This window comes from Vibrio porteresiae DSM 19223 (assembly GCF_024347055.1).
In the GTDB taxonomy this organism is placed as follows: Bacteria; Pseudomonadota; Gammaproteobacteria; order Enterobacterales; family Vibrionaceae; genus Vibrio; species Vibrio porteresiae.
This window is the reverse complement of sequence record NZ_AP024896.1, coordinates 196,358-218,880: the sequence shown is the minus strand read 5'-3', so window position 1 is coordinate 218,880 and position 22,523 is coordinate 196,358. Positions and strand designations below refer to the sequence as shown.

Here is a 22,523-nt window from a genome sequence, read left to right as displayed (position 1 = left end):
TGTGAATTTTACAAATGGCCGTGTCAAAAAGTCTTATTCGACAATCCCATTTTTTGGGAACCAAAGTACGTAATTTGCGCAAGCGTAACCATCTCACCATGGAAGACCTCTCTGCCCGTTGTATTAGGATCAACCCTGAAAACGCGCCATCGGTCTCCTATTTGTCGATGATTGAACGGGGCAAGCGTGTCCCAAGCGCCGAGATGCTAGAAGTAATCGCAGAAGTCTTTCAAAAGCCACCCACTTGGTTTTTAGATGACGAGCCAGATCAAGAAGAGATCACACCCGATAAAGGTAATCGTGGCGGCATTAGTGGTATGGCGCTCGAACCGAGTTTTCTTTTCTCTCGAGACATTCTGCAAATTGCTATCCCAGAAATGCTGTCACAAACTGGCATCACTGGTCGCCAGTTCGCGCATCTTTTGATTCGAGCTCATCAAGAAAGCTTACAAAACCATTTTCCTGATTTAGAGCGAGCCGCAGAAGACGTCGGCAAAAAGCAGCTCAATCTTGATGTGCAAGATCTGTTGGATCTCGCTAAACATGTTGGGCTCACCGTTCATTGGATCAAACGCACACCGAAACAGGTGGTTGATGAGTTGGGGATCAGTGCCAAACAATTGGTCACCTCCTTTTTTGAGCCGCCAGGTCATGTTTATCTCAATGAAATGCTTCGAGATTACCCAACCCGTCTCAAATATGACCTTGCGGTGTACATCGGTCATAACGTACTGCACAGCAAAGATGGTTTGAAAAGTGTTCTGACGATAGGTCACACCAATCGTTGGGAAGAAGAGACCACAGGAACGGCTTCGTCGGAACTGAACTCACAGGACATATTGCAAGCATGGCGCGATTTTGAATCAAGCTTTTTTGCCGGAGCACTGCTTTGCCCCAAAGTACCTTATCGCCAATTACTGGATAGAAATGGCTATGAAATCGATGTTCACAAAAAAGCGGGGGTCTCTCCTTCCGTGGCAATGCGCCGAATGACGGTCGTCTCCCCCTACCCACATTGGCATTACTTCGATGCCTATGGGGAAGGAAAGCTCAAGGCGGTTTACCGTGGTAATGGGATTCCTCTCCCGTGGGGCAATATGCGAACCGTTAACGACCCCTGTCAGCATTGGGCAGTATTTCGCCGCTTGGCCAATCCACAATCGGGAAGTTCAGCGCAAATATCGATTCTCAACGTGGGTAACGAACCGCGAATTTATTGCTGTGAATCGGTTAACATGACCGATGCCGCAGGTAACAATAGGGTGTTGTGTGCTGGGATTGATCTTAATCCAGCGATTGATGCTCAAGGCGGGGATGCCGTGATGATAGCGGAGCAATTAAAAGCATCCTGTGTTCGTCAAGGTGGCTCGACACCGATTCCTTTGCCAATCAAACGCGACCTGAAAACCATCGCCAAGATTTTGAACATCAATTGGATTGAACGGGGCATTGAAGCCGAGGCGCGACTTATTTGTTCTCGGGGTGCCGTGTGCCCGAGAAACCCAAGCTGCTATGCCGGATGTGAAGAGACCACGGCAGGAAGTGAAGCGAACCAAGATCCAAATAACGCAACCTAGTGGTAAACCCAAGCTCGCAAGCATCACAGAGGCTATCGTTAAGATGGCCTTTTCTTTAGCCAGCGACAAATTGCAGGCAAAAAAAAAGCCAATCACAATAAGAGTGGTTGGCTGTAGATATTTGTGAACAAATTGGTCCACTAACAACGTCAGTTGGCTAGGTGACCCTCGGCTTAATAAGGGTCACTTGTATATATGCAGGTAGCGTGCCAACTTTTAAAAAGGCAAATTTTATGGTTTTTATACCACTAAATAGCTAATTTTTGCTGACAAATTAGGCATCAAGTGGAATATGTGATTTGCAAATTGCGAATTTAATTTCAAAATGCAAAGCAATTTTGCGCAAGACATCAACTTTTCGCTGAATGCTTTCCATCGAGTTACTTTCTGGTTAGAGTTTTTATCAGTGGCACATTTGTTATCCCCAACCAAGTCATAGGATACGCATCATGGATCAACTATCGCTCTTTTCATCAGCACAGCCAGAATGGCTCAACGTTGAAAATGGTCGACTGTACTGGTCTCCTCATTTTCTTAGTGATGACCAAGCTTCCGATCTGTTTGAACAGTTGCTACGCGATGTACCGTGGAAACAAGAAGTCATTACGCTCTTTGGCAAATCGGTTCTGCAACCTCGATTGCAGGCTTGGTGTGGGGACAAGGGGTATCAATATTCCGGATTAACCCTACCGGCAACGCCATGGCTACCTGCCCTGTTAAGCATCAAACAACAATGTGAAGCGATATCTGGACAGAGTTTTAACTCGGTATTGGTCAATTTATATCGGGATGGGCAAGATTCGATGGGCTGGCATCAAGACAATGAGGTTGAGTTAGGAAAAAACCCAGTCATTGCTTCTCTATCTTTGGGTGAATCACGTCGTTTTTTGCTACGACATTTACATTGTAAATCAAAAATGGAGTACGAACTGACGTCCGGTTCGCTATTAATCATGACCGGTGAACTGCAACACTTTTGGCAGCACAGTGTGCCAAAAACGGCGAGGCCTAAAGAGCCTCGCATTAATCTCACCTTTCGCCAAATCGTTTAACGACTAAGCGTGATGTGGTCGGCGTGCTTGAAGTGACTGAGCCAGTTTTGGCCCTAGTGCCACTAAAACGGTGGAGGCGATAATCAAGGTCAACCCCAGACGCTGCGCATTTGAGTAATGAACATCGAAGAACAACACTTGCCAAACCGCCGAAAACATCAGGTTGGTAAAAATCAACGGCGCCAATTGTGAGCCAGATTCGGCAATGCGATAGGCTTTAGCTCGAAACAACTGCGTGTTGATAACAAGAAGAGCGATGGCAAACACAGCACCTCCCATCAAGACATCGTGACCCGTTAGGCTACCTGCTGGGGAAAACGAAAAAGGGGATGTCCCGAGAAGAGGCAGTAACACTAGTGCTGCCATCACAAAACTCCACGCGTTCAGCTCAGTATTACGCATCTCACTTTTAGTCACACGATAGAGACACAATTGAGAACCTGCATTAAGCAAACCGGCCAGTACGCCCATACCTAATTCTGGCCGCCAATGGATGCCTGAAACATCCCCAGCTAACAACATAACGCCAGTAAAGGTAATGACTAAACTCACCAAGGTGATCGCTTTAAGCTGAACACGAAAAAACAGTTTTTCTAACAAAGGAATGAAAAGCGGCCCAGTACTAAACAGCACCACACTTTCCACCAAAGTTAACGTCTGCAGTGAATAAATAAAGCAGAGTTGACAACCTGCCATACATAACGAGCGCAGAAATAGCGCTTTCCGCATCGATTTCACGGGAAGACGAAACTTGGTCATCATCAGTACTGCCATGAGCAGTAAGCCAGGTAGTGCAAAACGCAAGAACGCCAATTGCTGCGTCGCGAAGCTGTCTGAAAGATATTTGGTGATTAACCCAGATAAAGACAAACTTAACGTTGAGCAAAGCATAAATGCGATAGCAAAAATTCGACTTGGCATGATGACTCCTTATTTCGTGTTCACTATTATAAGAAGTGCTATCCTCAAGAAATAACGAGTATTATTTAACGGTCTTGTAAGAAAAACTTACCAATGCGCAAACTACTACCTCTTAAATCGCTGTACACTTTCGTTGCTGTTGCTGAAACAGGCAGCATGAGTGAGGCTGCTAAAGTGCTCAACGTGAGCCACTCAGCGGTGAGTCAGGCAATCAAATCGATAGAAACTCAGCTGGATCAGCCTTTGTTTAATCGCATCGGCCGTAATGTGGAGCTCAATCACGCCGGTTACCGTTACTATAAAAAGATTGGCCCAGCGCTAGAGCATATTGTTGACGCCACCGAAGCGATGCTGCATAAGCCGAATGACCATCGTTTAACTCTCAACATGATCACGTCGCTTACTCTGCATTGGTGGATTCCACGAGTTCCCAAGTTTCAGCAAATTGCTCCTTCACTGGATATTCGTATTTCGAACTTATCCGGCCCTTTCTCATTAGAAGCCGAAGGCGTTGATGTGGCGCTAATCCATGGCATTAAAGATGAGTGGCAAGATTACTACTGTGAAAAGCTGGGTGATGACCAACTGGTGTTGGTCTGTCATCCTGAATTGGTGCCATCACAACAAACTTCTGATTTGGCTGCAGTGATCAATCAATACCCGATTATTATGGCCACCAGCTCACGTAGGATTAACGATTGGAAAGTATGGTGCCAAGCGCACCATCTGCCACAACCGAAACAACAGAATAACTTGTCATTTACGTCGTCAGCACAAGCAGTGCAAGCGGCTTATCGAAAACTGGGACTGTTTGTTACCCATAAGATTTTTGTCAAAGAGAGCTTAGAACAAGGACTGTTAGTGACTTTAGGGCAAGAGGTTCCTCACCCAACGCAAAGCTTCTTTTTTGCTTGCTCGGTCGACAAACTGAAACAAGAAAGCGTATTAACTCTGCGGCATTGGTTACGAGCTGAGTTTAATCCGCCAGCCACTAAGGCTTAAGCATGTAAACAAAACCGATGCAAAGCACACAGAACACACCAAACCACAGTAAAAACCGGCGCAAAGGTGAAGGTTGATTGCGAGCGCGACGTGCCCGACGCAATGCCATCAATTTGGCTCGACGCAACAGCGACAAACGTTTGAGCCGTTTCTCGACCAACACATCCATCTCATGTTGCAACTCGTGTTTGCGCTCGGCCTCATTGGCCTTTTCTGTGTAACTATGCAGCTGTTCCTTAGTGAGATCTTCACTCGGATCATATACATGGGGCGGTGGCGTTTTGTCATGAATAATTGGCATTGGAACCTCCCACTCTTTGGGACACAGTTTAAGTATATACACTCTGGTCACAAACAATCTGGAAGCCATCCCTAATTGTGGCTTTTGCCAATAACACTATCGGTTATTTTACGATTGGAAACACACTAGTTCGAATTTTTCGAATATGTTTCTCAATTCGTCCCACTCTTCATTTTTATAAGACAAACCTAAAATAGCCACATAGTCCATTAGGAGAGTTTGTTATGAGCACTTTACGAGAAATACGCCAATTGATTCCAGCCCAACCCACCTCGGATGGTGACGGTGTAAAAATCCGCCGTATCGCTGGATTCAATAATGCGGCTCTGTCACCTTTTTTAATGGTTGATGAATTAAAATCCGATCAACGTGCTGATTATGTAGGTGGCTTTCCTCCTCACCCACACCGTGGTATCGAAACGTTGACTTACATGATTCAAGGTCACTTTCAACATCGTGACCATATGGGAAATGTAGGAGAATTACGTAGTGGCGGCGCCCAATGGATGGCGGCAGGTCGCGGTGTGATTCACAGTGAAATGCCAATTATGCAAGATGGTCAGTTGCTCGGTTTCCAAATTTGGATTAACCAACCAGCAAAAGACAAGATGATTCCAGCGCGTTATCACGACTACCAACCGGAAACGATTACCGAACATCGCGATGAATCTCTCGGCCTAGTGCGTGTTCTGGCGGGGCAATTATCCCTTGAAGATCATGATTTGACCGGACCGCTAACCCAAACGGGTGTTCCAGCAACGGTTGCCGACTGGCGCTCAGATCTTGGTCAAGAGATCACGTTCAATACACGCACTGGTGATAATGTCATGGTGTATGTCTATCAAGGCAACATCAAAGTGCAAGGTAAACCCATCAAGCAAGGTGAAATGGCCGTATTCACTAAAGGTGAACAGCTCACTCTTGTAGCCAATGAGAATAGCGGTGTGTTGATTTTTATTGGCGAGCCGATCAATGAACCAGTGGTTCACTATGGACCATTTGTGATGAACAGCGTGCGTGAAATTGAACAAGCGATTAATGACTTCAACAACGGCGTATTTGAAACCTATTAGGGTTTAGAATCCATCAACTGCTTTTTCTGGCTTTGGCCGGATTTGAAACGTAAAACATCCATGCCATTTGTTTGTTTCAACCACACCGCATTGCGGTGTGGTTTTTTTCTAACTGCAGAAACCTTATAGGTATTCACACAAGTAGGCAGTATTCACAGCGACTTTAAGCTCAAATGAAGAGTTACCAGCTACTTCAAAAAGATCACCGTTATTGAATGTATGCCAAACTGATTCGCCTTCACGTTTAACGACCAATTGGCCTTTGACAACCGTCATACGCTCCGGTGCGCCAGTAGAAAACGTGTATTCTCCTGCTAGCATCACACCAACAGTCACTGAATTGCCTTCCTGTTCAAAACCCAATGATTTAACAGTCTCATTGAAATAACTATTTTCCTTGATCATACGTCTTCCTTGTTCGAAATTTTATGAATGGAGTGCACCAAGACCTCGCCATTAAGCAAAATGTTAAGCTCAGTCCAAAGATTTACCCTCACCCGCAAAAACGGCTTTGTAAGTTGTAGGGTATAACACTAACTGGCTAATTCTTTTACTCTATACCAATAATTTTCGCAAGACTTAGTCTTAGTCTCTATACTGACGACAAGTGGTTCAAAAGCAACCACATCAATATGCTACAGTGCGAACAGCAACAAGTTAAAAGTGAGTTTGAAGTCTAATTTTTCGCATTTTACATTTGATTAAAAAACAGCCGTTCCCCACTCTTGCGGCACATTGTGTCACTAGAGATAGTGTTAGAAACCACGTGGGGAGATAATTGAATGTCAGTGTCAAGTAACCGAAACCAGACTTTGAGAACTGTTCGTATGAGCGACATTTTGCTAAACGAGAAATTATTTAAAGCCGTATTTTTCTCTATTTCCTTCGTTATTTTGGTGGTATCCGGTGTTTATGGGTACGATGCTTACAAAGCCTACACTGACCCGAGCAATGTCTACGGTAAGTGGGTTGAAGTGGGTACACCAACTTATCAAACCGAAATTTTACAACTGTCAGATAAGGGCGTTTACCGCAACAACCATCTGATCAGCACAACCTTTGAATTCAGTGGTAGCACTGTTTCGATTTCCACTGGTGAAGGGGTAACGGAATACGAATTCACTGGCAGTGAATCCGCACCACAATTGAAACGTATTAAACCAAGTATGCCTGAACAGCTACTGGTAAAACATGGATATGAAGCCAAAGTAGAAGCAACAGAAGGGTCTAACGGTTCTCACGATAGACGCCTAATGCTGTCCGAACATTTTAAAGAAGGCAAATAATCAGCCGGTTAAAACGTTATCTTCTGGATACTTCAATAAAGTCGGCTCAGGACGAGCCAACATATACGCTAGGGTCAATGGCCCTAAACGTCCCACCACCATCACGACAATCAAAATCCATTTACCCGGTTCGCTTAATTGAGCGGTTAATCCTGCGGTTAACCCAACCGTTGCAAAAGCAGAGATGGTTTCAAAGATCACTTGAGCAAAAGTAGCTTTCTCAGTAATCATCAACAAAAACATCGCTAAGGTGAGAATCGCACCACTAACAACAATGATAGCGAGCGCCTTCGTTACCGTTGGCCAACTGACACTACGACGAAACATCACCACATGAGGTTTTTGCCGCAGGAAACTCCACGTAGCCACCAGCGCGACCATAAAGGTCGATACCTTAATCCCGCCCCCGGTCGAGGTTGACCCCGCACCAATCAACATCAGCAAAATCATGATCAGCAGTGCTGGTTGAGTAAAGGCGCTGATATCAATACTGTTGAAGCCTGCTGTACGCGCACTGGCTGATTGGAAAAATGCCGCCAACCATTGAGATTGGGTCGACAGAGGTGCCAACGTGTGCGGATTATGGCGTTCCAAGATATAGAACAGTAACGTGCCTACAATCAGTAAAGTTGGCGTGCCCGTTAACATGATTTTGCTGTGCAGATGCAGCTTGTGCCAACCTCTTAGACCATTAGCCCACACATCACCAATCACGGTAAAACCAATGCCGCCTAGGATAAACAGACCCGATAGGGTAAAAATGACGAGCGGATCGCCGACATACCCAGTAAGGCTATTTGAAAAAAGAGAAAAGCCCGCGTTATTAAATGCGGAGACTGCATGAAAGAGTGCATAAAACAGCCCTTCGCCCCACCCCAGTTGCGGTACCCACCGCCAAGCAAGTAGTGCCATACCAAGTAACTCGGTACACAAAGCAAAGGTCATGATTTTCTTCACCAGTGAGCGCAGATTGACGCCACGATCTTGCCCTAATGCTTCTTTCGCTAACGCTTGCTGCTGCAAACTCAAACGCACCCCAAATAGATAGAGCAATACGGCAGAGAGGGTCATTTGACCTAAACCACCTACTTGCATCAACAGCAGCAGCAATACCTGACCAGCCCGTGTAAAGTGTTGCCCAGTATCCACCACGCCAAGTCCAGTGACACTGATAGCAGACGTTGCCGTGAACAGTGCATCGACCAAACTCAGCCCATTAACGGAAAAGACCGGTAACGTTAACAGCAACGCGGCAGGAACCAATACCAAGAGAAAGGTGATAAAGATAACACTTGGCTCATTACCTTTGTTACTGTGTTTTTTGCTCTGATAATTGAAGAACGAACCACCCCGTGGCTGATACATCATAACGATTTCAATCCCTTGGTCAGTGTGAGCTGCGGGCCAACCACTATCAGCATATCGCCGATTTCCATTTCAATATCCAAGTCTGGGGTTGGGCGCACATGAGAACCACGTTTAAAACCTAAAATCAGCACACCTTCTTGTTCAGCGAAAGGCAAATCGCCAATTTTCTTACCCATTAACTTGGACCCAATCACTATCTCTGTCATGGCTAAGCCACTACCAAGCTCTTGAAATTCCAAGACACGTTTATCCAGCATTTTACGCGCGACACGCACGCCCATATCACGCTCCGGCATGATGATGTGGTCTGCGCCAATTTTCTGGAGAATTTTGACGTGAGCTTTGTCATTCGCTTTAACCCACACCGATTTTGCTCCGAGATCTTTGATGACGAGCGTAGCCAACATCGATGCATTGACGTTTTCACCAATCGAGACCATCACCATGTCATATTCGTTCAATTTAAGCTCAGCGACAGTCTCTTCACTGGTGCAGTTTGCCACAATAGCTTGGGTCGCAATGTTCGCTGCGACTTTGACTTTCTCTTCATCGACATCAATGGCCAGAACTTGTGCGCCAGAATCGACAAGCTCCTGACAGACGGATAGCCCAAAACGGCCTAACCCAACCACTGCAAACTGTTTATCTCGAAATTTCATACTAAGCCTTACTGTTGTTATTGTGCCCGTTATTAAGCCGAACAAATCTCTCTCTGTCTACTATGCCGAGACATTTCCCATAGGAATCAGGCAGCTAAATAAACTTGGGGTCTTAAAAAATGGAATCGAACCCGCATTTGGCAACAGCGCCAAGTTAACCAGCTGTAAGCTGTTACAGCTGCTTGCTGTCCACATCCTCAATGATGAAACCAATCTCGATATTTATAGATGTGCTTATCTAGATTTACCATTCGTAACTGATTATTTTCTGCGCCTAAGTCGCAGCGGTTATTGGTGGTGAATCCGCACAAATTCTGTTACTTTTGTGATGCTTAATTGATACACAGTAATAGGATGTATGGACGAATTTATTCAACTGTTAAAAGACTCCCCTTACCTTAAAGATTGGGATAACAGTGTTGTTTTAATTACTCTCGCTAGCTTCGTCGCTTGGGGAATATGGCGATTTACTTACACACGGCTGCTGTCACTCTCAGAGCGTACCAGTTTCCATTGGGATGATTTGCTCTTACATGCGCTTAAAACCCCTATCAGTACGTTAATCTGGTGTTGGCCGGCGACAATTTCAATCGGTCTGATCCTCGAAGATAACGTCAAGATGCAGTTCAACTGGCTGGCAACACTAAAGTTGTTGATGGTGATATCGATCTTTGTCTGGATTTTGATTCGCCTAGTCACTGAGATAGAAAAACAGCTGCTAAAAGATAAAAAACGGGATGAAACAACGGTACAAGCCGTGGCGAAAGTAGCGCGAACGTTCTTTGTCATCATTGGTCTGCTATCGTTCATGCAGGCATTTGGCTTAAGCCTTTCGGGTTTACTCACCTTTGGTGGTGTCGGTGGTTTGATCGTCGGTCTTGCAGCTAAAGACCTACTATCCAACTTTTTCGGCGGCATGATGATTTACTTCGATCGCCCATTCAAAGTTGGCGAGTGGATTCGTTCTCCCGACCGTCAAATTGAAGGGACGGTTGAACGTATTGGATGGCGTATGACCATCATTCGTACCTTTGATAAGCGTCCACTCTACGTGCCAAACTCAGTGTTCAGCAACATCATTGTCGAAAACCCATCGCGCATGCTAAACCGCCGTATCAATGAAACCATTGGTTTGCGTTATCAAGACAGCAGCAAGATGGATACCATCATCGCGCAAGTGAAAGAGATGCTGGAAAATCACCCAGAGATCGATAGTCATCAAACACTGATCGTCAATTTCAATGCTTTTGGACCATCATCGTTAGACTTCTTTATTTACACCTTTACCAAAACGGTAAACTGGATTCGTTACCACGAAGTCAAGCAAGATGTGCTGCTTAAAATTATCGAGATCATTCGTCATAACGATGCGGATATCGCGTTCCCGACTCGCTCGCTGATTATTGAACCCAACCAAGTCGAATCTGTACCTGCAGCACCACACAGCAAATAGCAAATAGCGCTGCAATTAAACAGCGAACTAATAAATAAGCCCTCCATTCGGAGGGCTTATTGCGGGCAGCATACTTTTCTTTTCAAAGAGTTTTATTTAATCACTTCGTACATTTTTTTCGTTGAACACGCAGAAGGTTATTCGGCGAGCTCAAGTGCGGTATTGATATAGATTTCACGCAGTTTAAGCGCCAATGGACCAGGCTTACCATTGCCAATCGCTTTGTCGTCAATCGCCACTACTGGCCAAACAAACGTAGTTGCTGAACTGATAAACGCTTCTTTTGCGGCATACGCTTCTTCAATGGTGAAGTGGCGCTCTTCAATTTTAAAATCAAAGTCATTCGCCAGTTTCATCAAAGAAGCACGGGTAATGCCATGCAAAATGTCGTTGCTTAAAGGACGAGTCACAATGGTATTATCTTCAGTGACGATGTACGCGTTGCTTGAACCACCTTCTGTCACAAAACCATTTTCAATCAACCATACATCGTCGGCATTGGCTGCATGAGCCATATGTTTAGCCAGACATGCAGGAAGCAGTTGTGTGGTTTTAATATCGCGACGACGCCAGCGAATATCATCAATGGAGATAACACGAATACCTGTTTCAGTCTTAGCGCTTTTAATCAATGAACGGGCTTGAGTGAACAGAACTAGGGTTGGCGTGATCTCTTCACTAAAGGAGAAGTCACGATCCCCTTCATCACCACGAGTCAGTTGCAGGTAGATGCCCCCTTCCTCCAACTTATTTTTCTCAATCAGCGTTTTTTGAATGGCAGTAAGCTCTTTACCTGTCACAGGAAGCTTTAGGCCCAACTCTTTGCATGAGCGTTCTAAACGAGCTAAGTGGCCTGCGTTATCAATCAATTTTCCGCCAAGAACTGCCGTCACTTCGTACACTGCATCGGCAAACAGAAAGCCACGGTCAAAGATTGAGATCTTTGCTTCGGATTCGGCGATGTACTCACCATTTAGATAAACTGTACGTTCCATCGTTTTTTCTCCTAGCCCCACAACGTTGTTGCAAAAGGCATCATAGTATTTTGTTCAAATTCAAAACCATCGTCGATATCTGCGCTTAACAGCAAAGGTCCATCGAGATCTACAACCTCAACGCCTTGAGCGGCGACAAACGCGGGTGCCATGCTTAATGATGAAGACAACATGCAACCGACCATGATATGTAACCCAGCTTGTTGCGCCTCACGCTTGAGTAATAACGCTTCGGTCAAACCACCGGTTTTATCGGTCTTAATGTTGATCATGTCATAACGACCAATCACTTTACTGAGGCTTGCACGGTCATGGCAGGATTCATCAGCGCAGATAGGAATTGGTCTGTCTAAATGGTCAAGCGCTTCATCGGCATTGGCCGGGAAAGGCTGCTCAATCATTGCAACATCCAATTTCAGCAACTCGGGAATCAGTTTGACATAAACCTCTTCAGACCACGCTTCGTTGGCATCCAAAATGATTTTCGCGTTAGGAGCACCACGACGAACCGCCTGCACACGCTCAAGATCTTCCGGCCCTCCCAATTTCAGTTTCAGTAAGGGACGAAAAGCATTTTCAATCGCAGCCTGTTCCATCTTTTGTGGTGTATCCAGCGACAAAGTAAAGGCGGTGGTAAGGGACGTTGGCTTAATCGCAACCTTGTTCCACACACTCTCACCTGATGCTTTGCATTCTAGGTCCCACATGGCGCAATCCACCGCATTACGCGCAGCGCCAGAAGGTAGCGCCTCTTGCAATGCTTCACGTGTAAGTCCCTGCTCCAGAGCCGGAATCACAGATTCAATCTGCGCCATAACGCTGGCAATAGACTCACCATAACGGGCGTAAGGGACACACTCGCCACGTCCGCGATATCCATCTTGTTCAAGATGCACAATAATGGTTTCAGCCTTGGTTTTTGAACCGCGGGAGATAGTAAAACTCCCACGGATCGGCCAAGTCTCAGTAGTGACAGTGACCTTCATTACAACTCCAACAAACGATCAACGATGCGAGCCACACCTTGACGGAATGGGTCAACAACAGGTAAGCCAAGTTCTGATTCGACTTTATCCATGTATTCCAAAGCGGCTTTTTCTTCAAGACCTGAGGTGTTAATCGACACACCGACAAATTGCACTTTTGGATTGGTCAAACTTGCTGTGGCGATATTGCGTTCCATACACTCTTTAAGACCAGGTAACGCATATTCTGGCAAGCCACGCATATGAGTACGAGTAGGTTCGTGACAAAGCACCAATGCATCAGCTTGCGCGCCATGAATCAAGCCAGTTGTTACACCTGCAAATGAAGCATGGAACAGAGAACCTTGACCTTCAATCACGTCCCAGTGACCATCGCTGTTCGCTGGAGAAATGGTTTCGATCGCGCCAGAGATAAAGTCAGCGACCACGGCATCAGCACTTACGCCAGCACCCGAGATCAAAATACCTGTTTGACCTGTTGCACGAAAATCAGCATCTACGCCACGATCTTTCAGCTCTTTTTCAATCGCTAAAGAGGTGTACATTTTGCCTACAGAGCAGTCAGTACCGACAGTTAATACGCGTTTACCAGAGCGTTTTTTACCACTGGCAACTGGGTAAGTTTGAGTAGGGAAACGAACATCATAAAGTTTGCAACCATTACGAGCGGCGCTTTCAACCAATTCTGGAATATCGTTAAGGCGATTATGCAAACCTGCTGCGAGATCCATACCTGCATCTAGGGCTTCTAATAATACACTCACCCATTCTTTAGAAATAATGCCGCCACGGTTAGCAACACCAATCACTAATGTTTTAGCACCAGCTTTAGCCGCTTCTTGAATAGTCACATCTTTCAAGCCAACATCAGCATGACAGTTTTCTAAACGAATTTGTCCCATGCACGCTTCTGGACGCCAAGTTTTAATACCTTGCGCTACTTTAGCGGCTAATGAGTCGGCTGCGTCACCTAAGAAAAGCAAATAAGGTTGTTTAAGTTCCATCTTTCTATCTCCATTAAATAATCTGTTTAAATATCGGTACTGGTGATTAATGTTGTGTTTCTTTCACTTCTACAGTGCAAAATACATGACAGAAAAAATGTGTAAATGAGATTTTTGAATCGATAGATAGCCATTAATTTGCATTATTATTCACATTTAACACTTATAATAGAATATTAATTCACAAACAGTCTTGAGGATAAAATTTACACAATATGCTTTAAATGTATTCAAATATAGAGAATGATAAAAGCTTAGGTGATCAGTTTCAGAATATCCCATGGCTATCGAACCAAATTTAATTTTATATAATTTCGCTTTATGACTGGTGTTATAGTCAATTAATCCGAAGAAAATATTGCGAAATTTATTCTAAAAAACCTGAAATAGATCACATAATAACCTTAAAAATACCAAGCCTATATATTCAAAAGCCAAGTTATTTATGCACCAAATTAGGCAAATATAGCCATATCAAGCCCCAATATAGTGCATAAACGGTTATTTTTATGCATTCGACACTCAATCAACAACAAGCAATAACCCTATTTTTAGTTGGTTTATCACCCTATTTTTCCCCAAATTAAATAAAAGTTTTAAATATTATTTTTTATACACTTTAAAGTTTTTTATAAAACTCGCTGTCTTTTTTTGCTAGCAATCTAACAGAATCTTTCGTCAGCATATCTCTCTGGGTTTTTCCACCAAATATGGCAACTACGCTAGTTTGGTAACAAATGTTAACCTTTGGTCTATATATTGCTAACGGTTTGGAGAAGGAAAATCTAAACAGCACTCCCAATGACTGGAAAACTGAGCGATAGCATTACGCTCATTGGCGACAATTAAGGAAGATGTGAGTGGATGTATCGCCAAGTTTGTCAGTACGTTAGGGATTAATTGAGAGAGACAGGGATGGAACTGATTCAAGATATATTAGGGAAGATTAACGGCTTAGTATGGGGCGTCCCCATGCTAGTGATGATCTTGGGTGTGGGCATTTTTCTAAACATCGGCTTGAAGTTTATGCCGCTATTTAATATTGGTCGCGCCTTTAAACTGCTTTGGAGTGGACGTCAAACCACCGACAAAGGAAAAGGTGAAATTCCTCCTTTCCAAGCATTGATGACGGCTCTTTCTGCCACAGTAGGGACAGGTAACATCGCCGGTGTTGCGACCGCAGTGTTTATCGGTGGTCCTGGCGCACTCTTCTGGATGTGGATGACGGCGTTACTTGGCATGGCAACCAAGTTTGCTGAAGCGGTTCTTGCGGTACATTTTCGCGAAAAAGACAAAAACGGCAGCTATGTTGGCGGCCCTATGTACTACATCAAAAATGGCATGGGCGAAAAATGGAAGTGGCTGGGTACCCTATTTGCTTTGTTTGGTACGGTAGCCTGTTTCGGTATCGGTAATGGAGTGCAAATTAACTCGATTGCCCAAGTGCTCGACACCACCTTTGCTATTTCACCTTTGGTCGTCGGTATTGTGGTTATGGTGCTTGCTGGCGCCGTATTGCTTGGTGGGATCAAACGTATTGGTGCTTTTGCTGGTGCGCTCGTTCCATTCATGGCAGTGGCTTACATTGGCTGTGGCGCGGTGATTCTCATTTCAAATGCGCATGCGGTGTTACCTGCCATTGGTACGGTAATTCAAGAAGCCTTCACTCCTTCTTCTGCACAAGGTGGCTTTGCTGGTGCAACGGTGTGGATGGCAATCCGCTACGGTGTTGCTCGTGGCGTGTTCTCTAACGAAGCGGGTTTAGGTTCAGCCCCTATTGCTCACGCCAGCGCCCATACAGACGATCCTGTCCGTCAAGGTTTGATTGCCATGTTAGGAACCTTTATTGACACCATTTTGATTTGTTCGATTACCGGATTAGTTATCATCATCACAGGTCAATGGACATCTGGTGAGTCAGGTGCAGCCTTAACTTCTGCTGCATTCGATCAAGTTCTGCCTGGTATTGGAGGTTATTTGGTCGCCGTAGCGCTGGCCATTTTCGCCTTCACTACCATCGTTGGTTGGTCTGTTTATGGGGAGCGTTGTGCAACCTATCTATTTGGCCATAAAGCGGTTCTGCCGTTTCGCATTATCTTCGTTCTCGCTCTGCCAGTCGGCGCAACCATGTCGCTTGATTTTGTATGGCTACTTGGCGACACCCTCAATGCCATGATGGCGATTCCGAACTTAATTGCACTCGCAGTACTCAGCCCTGTCGTGATTAAACTGACAAAAGGCTACTTTGCTTCCGAACGTAAGGCAGAAGCAATCACTATGGAAACCAATAAATAAGTAAGTTCAATCCTCCTCAGCAATGAGGAGGATAACTTCGATAAAAAATCAGGAAAGATTATGATTACAGCACAAGCCATCATTGACTTAACCGCTCTGCAGCACAATTACGATAACTTAAAAGCACGCCTTAAAAATCAAAAGCTTGTCGCGGTCGTAAAAGGCGACGCTTATGGTCACAACTCTGTCGAAGTGGCCAAAGCACTTCCTCAAGCAGACATGTTTGCCGTGTCGCGAATTGAGGAAGCGGTAGAACTGCGAGAAGCGGGAATTTCTCAACCTATCCTTCTTTTGGAAGGATGTTTCTGCAAAGAAGATCTTGAAACTGCAGCCGAATTGGAGTTACATACAGCAATTCATTGTCAGGAAACGCTACGCGATCTTGAAGAAGCCCAGTTAACCAAACCCATTTCGGTGTGGCTAAAAGTAGATACTGGGATGCACCGCATAGGTGTCCAACCTCACGAAGTTTCAGACTACGTTAGTAAAATTGAACGTACGGGTAAAATTGCCGGAAACGTCGGGTTTATGAGTCACTTTAGTTGCGCGGATGATCTGGACTCTCCCACAACTCAACAACAGATAAACCTGTTCAAAAAAGCAACAAGCCAGTATGCTGGTCCGAAAACCTTAGCCAATTCCGCCGGAATTCTTTTCTGGCATGACGCTTATTTTGAAGTATGCCGTGGCGGGATTGCCATTTATGGCGTCTCACCTTGTGAAGGTGAAACTGGACGCCAACACGGTTTACAACCAGTAATGACATTGAAGTCCAAGCTGATCGCAGTAAGACAACACCAAGCTAATCAACCTGTTGGTTATAGCCAAACTTGGACTTCCCAACGCGACACCACTATGGGGGTTATCGCGCTGGGTTACGGTGACGGCTTTCCCCGCACCGCACCACAGGGAACCCCTGTGTACGTGAATGGACGCATCGTACCTATCTCAGGCCGAGTGTCCATGGATATGATAACCGTTGACTTAGGTCCTAATGCTCAGGACAAAGTGGGAGATGACGTAGAGTTTTGGGGTAATCATTTACCAGTTGAAACCGTCGCAGCGCATATCGGAACTATCCCTTATGAACTGATGATCAAACTGACCAAACGAGTGAATAAACGCTTTATTCGCTGACCTCAAATCTCTTAGGGAAAAGACCGCGCTCGGTTTTTTCCCTATCGCAATGCTTCGCGCATCGTCATACACGCCGCTCTCAAACTGCCTGTCTTCATACCCGATATGAAAAGACAGCTTTGCCCTCTGAATCCGACCTATTGTTCGCTAGATAAATGAGCGACCAGAGTCGTTAGGAACAACTTTTTTGTTCTCTCTCGTCGCTTAAACATTCGCACGAAAATGGAGAGATCACAGATGATACTATCTAACCCCATTGATCAGCATGGGTTACAGTCCTTGTTTGAGGACTTACTCAAAGACACTGATATTCAAATCAATGGTTCTCGCCCTTGGGACGTCAAAGTTTTGGATAACGCTTTTTACAACCGAGTATTTAGCCAAGGCTCATTAGGTTTGGGCGAAAGTTATATGGATGGTATGTGGGAATGCGAGCAGATTGATGAGCTCATTAACCGCGTGTTGCGCCACGATTTGGAAGCCCATCTGGATAACAAAGCCAAATTTAAAATTGGGTTGAATGTCGCAGGGGCGAAGCTCCGAGATTTCGTCAATCCCCAAAGTATCAATCGCGCTAAACAGGACGTTTCTTCTCACTACGATTTAGGCAACGATCTTTTCCAGAAAATGCTCGACAAACGCATGACCTACACCTGTGCGTATTGGCATCATGCAGAAAATCTTGAAGAAGCTCAGGAAGCAAAACTCGACCTCATCTGCCGTAAAGCCGGTTTAAAACCTGGGATGCGAGTGTTGGATATCGGCTGTGGCTGGGGCAGTTTTATGAATTACGCTGCTGAAAAATATGGCGTGATTTGCGATGGTATTACCCTGTCTCATGAGCAAGCCGCGCTAGGTCAGCAAATCGCTGATGACAAACGCCTACCCGTTACGTTTGTGCTGCAAGACTATCGCGAATACCAACCTAAAGAGAAATACGACCGTATCGTCTCTGTCGGCATGATTGAACACGTTGGCCCAAGTAATTACGACGAATATTTTCGTTGTGCCAAACGCATGCTCAAAGACGATGGTTTATTTGTCCTGCACACCATTGGTGGCAAAGAGTCCGCAGAGAAAACCGACCCTTGGATTGATAAATACATTTTCCCCAACGGTGTGTGCCCCTCTTTTGTCCAATTGGCCCAAGCGGTGGAAAACAAATTCGTGATTGAAGATGTGCACAATATCGGTGAAAGCTACGACAAGACTCTAGTGGCATGGTGTGAAAACTTTGAGAAAGCGTGGCCGGAATTGGCCGAAAAATACGGTGAACGCTTTAGAAGAATGTGGCGTTACTACCTATTGAGCTGTGCTGGTGCGTTTCGCGCTCGTAACATCAATGTTTGGCAGTTTGTGTTAAGTCATCACAACCTTAGCCAACCCGCTTACGTTCGTCAAATCTAAGCCAAAACAATAAGGCTCACCGAGGTGAGCCTTATTGTTTCACTTAGCATAGAGCGTATTCACGAGCTTCGCTTTTTGCTCTTCGAGCAGGCATAACAATCGTAATCATCATTGCTACAACTGAGCTGCACTTTCACGCACCATGGTATCGGGTTGATGTTCCGCTAGCCAATACAGCCCGACCATCACGACACTCATCAGCAGGCACAAACCAAAGAGAACCACCGAACCGCCCCAGGCAATCAATATGCCACCCACCACTGGCGCCACGGCAAAGCCTAATGAGTAGAGTGCCGCAGCTCCAAAATAGCTACCCCGTAAATGAGGTGGCGCTAAACGGTCAATCTGTACCCCAAGGGTTGGGAAGGTGATCACTTCACCTAACGCCAAGATAAATGCAGCGATATACCAACCCTCTGGCCATTCTGGCGACGAAAAGAGAAACACCACCTGAGACAGCCCCACCAAGCTCATGCCAATTCGTGAGCGTGCAAACAGAGGCAAGCGCTCCATCAGTTTGAGCGTAGGAAATTGAAACACAATTACAGTAACGGTGTTGACTAACACCAAGCCTGAGACCCAAGTCGCAGCTTCATCAAACCCTGAACGGACAATGATCTGCGGTAATGAACTCTCGACCTGACCATAGATAAACATCAGTAAGAAGTTCGCCACCAGCATTTTGATAAAGAGACTGTCTTTTGAGATCACGCGTAGTGTTTGAGCAAAATTGGGCAGATCGGAACCACTTGGAGTAGCCACTCGACCAGAAGGCAAAAACACCATCAACACCACACAGTAAATCAGATAACTGACTCCCGTGGCGAGAAACAGCACTTGCGGATGCGCTAACGCTAAACCAATCCCCATCAGAGGACCAATCGCCCCACCAAAGTTGATCAAGAAGTAGCGTAAGTTCAGTGCTAACTCGCGATCCTTTTTATTTTCTAAACTGTCGCCGATAACCGACTTGGCTGGCGCTTCGATCATCGGGCGCATCAATCCTGTGCCAATCACCAGCAAAGTAAATTGCCACAACTGATTCGCCAAGCCGATACCACCAAAAGAGAAAATGGCAATCAATGCGCCTACCACCATGACGACTTTGCGACCGAAACGATCGGAAAGATAACCCGCATAGAGGCCAGTAAACGAGCCAACGGTGGCAGAAAGCGCCAATGTTGTCCCAATAAACACGGCGCTCGCTTGGTAATCTTGATACAAAAACACAATCAAAAATGGCCACGCCATAAAATAGGTGGTTCTTACTAACAAAGTGCCAAGCAACACCGCCCAAACAGGACTGGTAAAACGCCGCACGCGATCCCAACGAAATAGGGATTCGTCATGTTCCATCACAACTCCGAGGAAACCATTACGGTTATAAAATGAAAAACAAAGAGGAAAATCACTATATCGTAATGCCCAAGGCAAAGATAGGCAGCAACATGGTCTAAATTCGACCTTTTTTACATAAAAAAAGCCTGAGTAAACTCGGTTACTCAGGCTTTTCACTCGGTCGATAATTTTACTTACGCAATGCGTTTAATTTGGCTTGAGCCAAACCAAAAATGGTGTCGACAGGATAGCTACCATCTTGAGTTGCCACCCCCGCTTGCTTGCCAGTGAAAATTTCAATCGCTTCAGTAACATGGTCGATTGCCCAGATGTGGAACTCGCCTTTCTCAACCGCTTTTACGATGTCAGAGCGCAGCATCAAGTTATGCACGTTCGAACGAGGAATGATCACCCCTTGTTCATCGTGTCGACCTTTGATCTGACAGACATTGAAGAAACCTTCAATCTTCTCGTTTAAGCCACCAATCGGTTGCGACTCACCAAACTGGTTCATGGAACCGGTAATCGCAATATCTTGGCGGTTCGGGTGTTTGGAGAACGCAGAAACGATAGCACAAAACTCCGCCATACTCGCACTGTCGCCATCCACACCACCATAGTTTTGTTCAAACGTAATGGTCGTTGTGAGCGGTACACGCGCAGTACGGCCAAACACAGAGTTCAAATAAGCAGAAAGAATCATCACCCCTTTCGAGTGAATACTGCCGCCCAAATCCACGCTGCGTTCGATATCGATAATGTCTCCATCACCGTAAGAGGTGGTCGCAGTGATACGGTTCGGCGCACCAAACGCGTAATCATTGGTCGCCAACACCGAAAGCGCATTCACTTGGCCAATCGCCGTGCCTTGCGTTTGAATCAGCGTGGTGCCATCCATAAAGGTTTCCATCACGCTTTCTTGCAAGCGATTAACACGCAGCTCTTGGTTATGCAGTGCATCATCAACGTGGCTTTGGCGAATCATGGTCGAATTGGCTTGTTTCGCCACGTAATTTGCCTCACGCAGCAAATTAGCAATGTGCGCCGCATGCAGTGACAGTTTCATCTGGCTGCCCGTAATGCGCGAACTGTGCTCGATGATGCGAGCAATCGCCTTGCGGTCGCAATGCAACAGCCCATTATCGTGCACCATGCTGGAAATCAAACGTGCATAATGCAGCTCTGAGTCTGGTGTGCGCTTCATTTCATCTTCAAAATCGGCGGTAACCCGGAACAGCTCACCAAATTCTGGATCGTAATGAGTCAGCAGTTCATACGTACGGTAATCACCAAACAGAATGATTTTCACATCCAATGGAATTGGTTCAGGATCAAGTGATACCGTCCCCGTCAGCGTGACCTCTTTTTCCAGTGAGGTGAAGCTGAGCTGACGTGAGCGCAGTGCCCGTTTCAAACCATCCCACACGTAAGGTTGCTCTAACACTTTCACAGCGTCCATCAGCAGCACGCCACCATTGGCTTTGTGCAAGCTACCAGCACGAATCAATGAGAAGTCGGTAAAGACGGTTCCTTTGTAGGTTGCTGTTTCAATGTAGCCAAATAGAGAGTGATAGTTAGGGTTTTCTTCGACCACAATCGGCAACTCATCCGAAGGACGGCTGACCAACACGTTCACTTTATAACGACGCGGTAAACGCTTATCCAGCGCCGCGGTCGACACTTCCGCCTGATCGGTATCTTCTTCCAAAAAGATGTCGACGTTTTCGACAATATCTTTCTGTAAATCATTGAGATAGTTTTTGATCTCAGGATATTTGTTGTAGTTCTTTTTCAGTTGCTTAATAAAATGACCAATCACACTCATGGTCACTTCATCATTTAGCTTCTTGATTTTCTCACTGTAGCCTTCTTCCCACTCGGTCAGTTGGCGCACCATATTGCGCAGTGCCACTTCGAGTTCATCGATGGTATTGCTAAAGTACTCTTGCTCTTTCTTACTCAGCGCATCAAATGTCTCTTCGGTGTGCATCTCCTCGCCGTTCATCGCCACAAATTGGTAGTCGCCTTGTGGAGTAATCGTAAGGTTTACGCCTCGCTCTTTCGCGGTTTTAGTGATGTTTTCTAGTTCAGACTCTTGCTTTTGGGTTAATTGGTTTTTGAGTTTCTCTGAACGACTAAAATAGATTTCGTTGTCAAACGCGAGCGGAATCGCTTTGACTAAGCGCGCCATCAATTTCTCGATATCTTGACGCAACTTAACACCAATACCACTTGGCAATTTCAGCACTTTTGGCGTGCGGATATCTTCGAAATTCGCCACATAACACCAATCAAACAGCGCTTCGCTACCGTGTTGGTGACGGTTTAGATAACGGAGAATCATGGTGCGTTTGCCCAATCCATTTCGGCCAATGGCATACATGTTGTAGCCCTTTTCCCGAATAGACATGGCAAATTCCACCGCTTTTTGTGCTCGCTCTTGCCCGACGATTTCATCGATCGGTGGCAGCTCTTTTGTTGACTTGCATGGCAGCGCTTCAAGGTCTGCAACCTTGTACAGCTCCTCAGCGGTTAGAGTCTTAATCGCCATCACTCCCCCTCCATTCATTGGTATGAATATTGTTTTAGCCTAAGTCTAGAATGAAATCATCGAATATTTAGTGACTTACCCCTTACCCCCGTCTAAGTGGACAAAAATCAACCAACAA

At 45.5% G+C, this 22,523-nt stretch carries 19 protein-coding genes; 9 read left to right on the top strand and 10 right to left on the bottom strand.

Annotation, left to right across the window (positions count from 1 at the left end):
* Window positions 1–14: 14 nt before the first annotated feature.
* Window positions 15–1,577 carry a DUF3612 domain-containing protein gene (locus tag OCV11_RS17570; RefSeq protein ID WP_261897323.1) on the top strand — a complete coding sequence of 521 codons (1,563 nt, stop codon included), beginning with the start codon at window positions 15–17 and terminating at the stop codon, window positions 1,575–1,577.
* A gap of 449 nt (window positions 1,578–2,026) precedes the next feature.
* Complete coding sequence (locus OCV11_RS17565) at window positions 2,027–2,629, top strand: alpha-ketoglutarate-dependent dioxygenase AlkB family protein (RefSeq protein ID WP_261897322.1); 603 nt, start codon at window positions 2,027–2,029, stop codon at window positions 2,627–2,629.
* A gap of 3 nt (window positions 2,630–2,632) precedes the next feature.
* Here the strand turns inward: OCV11_RS17565 and OCV11_RS17560 are convergent, their stop codons facing one another.
* Window positions 2,633–3,550, bottom strand: coding sequence for a DMT family transporter (locus OCV11_RS17560; protein WP_261897321.1), 918 nt, complete (start codon window positions 3,548–3,550; stop codon window positions 2,633–2,635).
* Window positions 3,551–3,643: 93 nt separating this feature from the next.
* Between OCV11_RS17560 and OCV11_RS17555 the strand changes: the two genes are divergently transcribed.
* A complete protein-coding gene (locus OCV11_RS17555) occupies window positions 3,644–4,552 on the top strand; it encodes a LysR substrate-binding domain-containing protein (RefSeq protein ID WP_261897320.1) in 909 nt (302 codons plus the stop codon).
* On the opposite strand, the gene OCV11_RS17550 is transcribed toward OCV11_RS17555, so the two are convergent.
* Window positions 4,542–4,853 carry a hypothetical protein gene (locus OCV11_RS17550; RefSeq protein WP_261897319.1) on the bottom strand — a complete coding sequence of 104 codons (312 nt, stop codon included), beginning with the start codon at window positions 4,851–4,853 and terminating at the stop codon, window positions 4,542–4,544. The genes OCV11_RS17555 and OCV11_RS17550 overlap by 11 nt on opposite strands.
* Before the next feature lie 224 nt (window positions 4,854–5,077).
* Here OCV11_RS17550 and OCV11_RS17545 point away from each other — a divergent pair, with 224 nt between their 5' ends.
* A complete protein-coding gene (locus OCV11_RS17545) occupies window positions 5,078–5,926 on the top strand; it encodes a pirin family protein (RefSeq protein ID WP_261897318.1) in 849 nt (282 codons plus the stop codon).
* 123 nt (window positions 5,927–6,049) lie between these two features.
* Here the strand turns inward: OCV11_RS17545 and ppnP are convergent, their stop codons facing one another.
* Entirely contained in the window at window positions 6,050–6,331 is a 282-nt protein-coding gene (gene ppnP, locus OCV11_RS17540; RefSeq protein ID WP_261897317.1) for a pyrimidine/purine nucleoside phosphorylase, read from the bottom strand.
* A 377-nt stretch (window positions 6,332–6,708) separates the two neighbouring features.
* Here ppnP and OCV11_RS17535 point away from each other — a divergent pair, with 377 nt between their 5' ends.
* Entirely contained in the window at window positions 6,709–7,212 is a 504-nt protein-coding gene (locus OCV11_RS17535; protein WP_261897316.1) for a DUF2850 domain-containing protein, read from the top strand.
* On the opposite strand, the gene OCV11_RS17530 is transcribed toward OCV11_RS17535, so the two are convergent.
* Entirely contained in the window at window positions 7,213–8,580 is a 1,368-nt protein-coding gene (locus OCV11_RS17530) for a TrkH family potassium uptake protein (protein ID WP_261897315.1), read from the bottom strand. It abuts the gene before it with no gap.
* A complete protein-coding gene (locus OCV11_RS17525; protein WP_261897314.1) occupies window positions 8,577–9,239 on the bottom strand; it encodes a potassium channel family protein in 663 nt (220 codons plus the stop codon). Before OCV11_RS17525 ends, OCV11_RS17530 begins: the two co-directional genes overlap by 4 nt.
* 358 nt (window positions 9,240–9,597) lie before the next feature.
* On the opposite strand from OCV11_RS17525, the gene OCV11_RS17520 reads away from it, so the two are divergent.
* On the top strand, window positions 9,598–10,692 hold the full coding sequence (locus OCV11_RS17520; protein ID WP_261897313.1) for a mechanosensitive ion channel family protein: 1,095 nt from the start codon (window positions 9,598–9,600) through the stop codon (window positions 10,690–10,692).
* A gap of 137 nt (window positions 10,693–10,829) precedes the next feature.
* Here OCV11_RS17520 and OCV11_RS17515 read toward each other — a convergent pair whose 3' ends face one another.
* Genes OCV11_RS17515 through dgcN form a run of 3 tightly spaced genes read right to left on the bottom strand, consistent with a single transcriptional unit; the run spans window position 10,830 to window position 13,677 of the window.
* Window positions 10,830–11,687, bottom strand: coding sequence for a D-amino-acid transaminase (locus tag OCV11_RS17515; protein WP_261897312.1), 858 nt, complete (start codon window positions 11,685–11,687; stop codon window positions 10,830–10,832).
* A gap of 11 nt (window positions 11,688–11,698) precedes the next feature.
* Complete coding sequence (gene dgcA, locus OCV11_RS17510) at window positions 11,699–12,673, bottom strand: N-acetyl-D-Glu racemase DgcA (protein WP_261897311.1); 975 nt, start codon at window positions 12,671–12,673, stop codon at window positions 11,699–11,701.
* Window positions 12,673–13,677, bottom strand: coding sequence for an N-acetyltransferase DgcN (gene dgcN / locus OCV11_RS17505; RefSeq protein ID WP_261897310.1), 1,005 nt, complete (start codon window positions 13,675–13,677; stop codon window positions 12,673–12,675). Before dgcN ends, dgcA begins: the two co-directional genes overlap by 1 nt.
* 915 nt (window positions 13,678–14,592) lie before the next feature.
* Between dgcN and OCV11_RS17500 the strand changes: the two genes are divergently transcribed.
* The 3 genes from OCV11_RS17500 (at window position 14,593) to cfa (ending at window position 18,516) form a co-directional block, all read left to right on the top strand.
* Complete coding sequence (locus OCV11_RS17500; protein WP_261897309.1) at window positions 14,593–15,972, top strand: alanine/glycine:cation symporter family protein; 1,380 nt, start codon at window positions 14,593–14,595, stop codon at window positions 15,970–15,972.
* A gap of 60 nt (window positions 15,973–16,032) precedes the next feature.
* Window positions 16,033–17,109: an alanine racemase gene (gene alr, locus OCV11_RS17495; RefSeq protein ID WP_261897308.1), complete on the top strand. Its 1,077-nt coding sequence runs from the start codon at window positions 16,033–16,035 to the stop codon at window positions 17,107–17,109.
* Between the two features lie 237 nt (window positions 17,110–17,346).
* Window positions 17,347–18,516, top strand: coding sequence for a cyclopropane fatty acyl phospholipid synthase (gene cfa / locus OCV11_RS17490; RefSeq protein WP_261897307.1), 1,170 nt, complete (start codon window positions 17,347–17,349; stop codon window positions 18,514–18,516).
* Window positions 18,517–18,630: 114 nt separating this feature from the next.
* Here cfa and OCV11_RS17485 read toward each other — a convergent pair whose 3' ends face one another.
* Window positions 18,631–19,872 (bottom strand): MDR family MFS transporter, encoded by a 1,242-nt coding sequence (locus tag OCV11_RS17485; protein WP_261897306.1) that lies wholly within the window; start codon window positions 19,870–19,872, stop codon window positions 18,631–18,633.
* A gap of 172 nt (window positions 19,873–20,044) precedes the next feature.
* Entirely contained in the window at window positions 20,045–22,405 is a 2,361-nt protein-coding gene (locus OCV11_RS17480) for a Lon protease family protein (protein WP_261897305.1), read from the bottom strand.
* Between the last annotated feature and the right edge of the window lie 118 nt (window positions 22,406–22,523).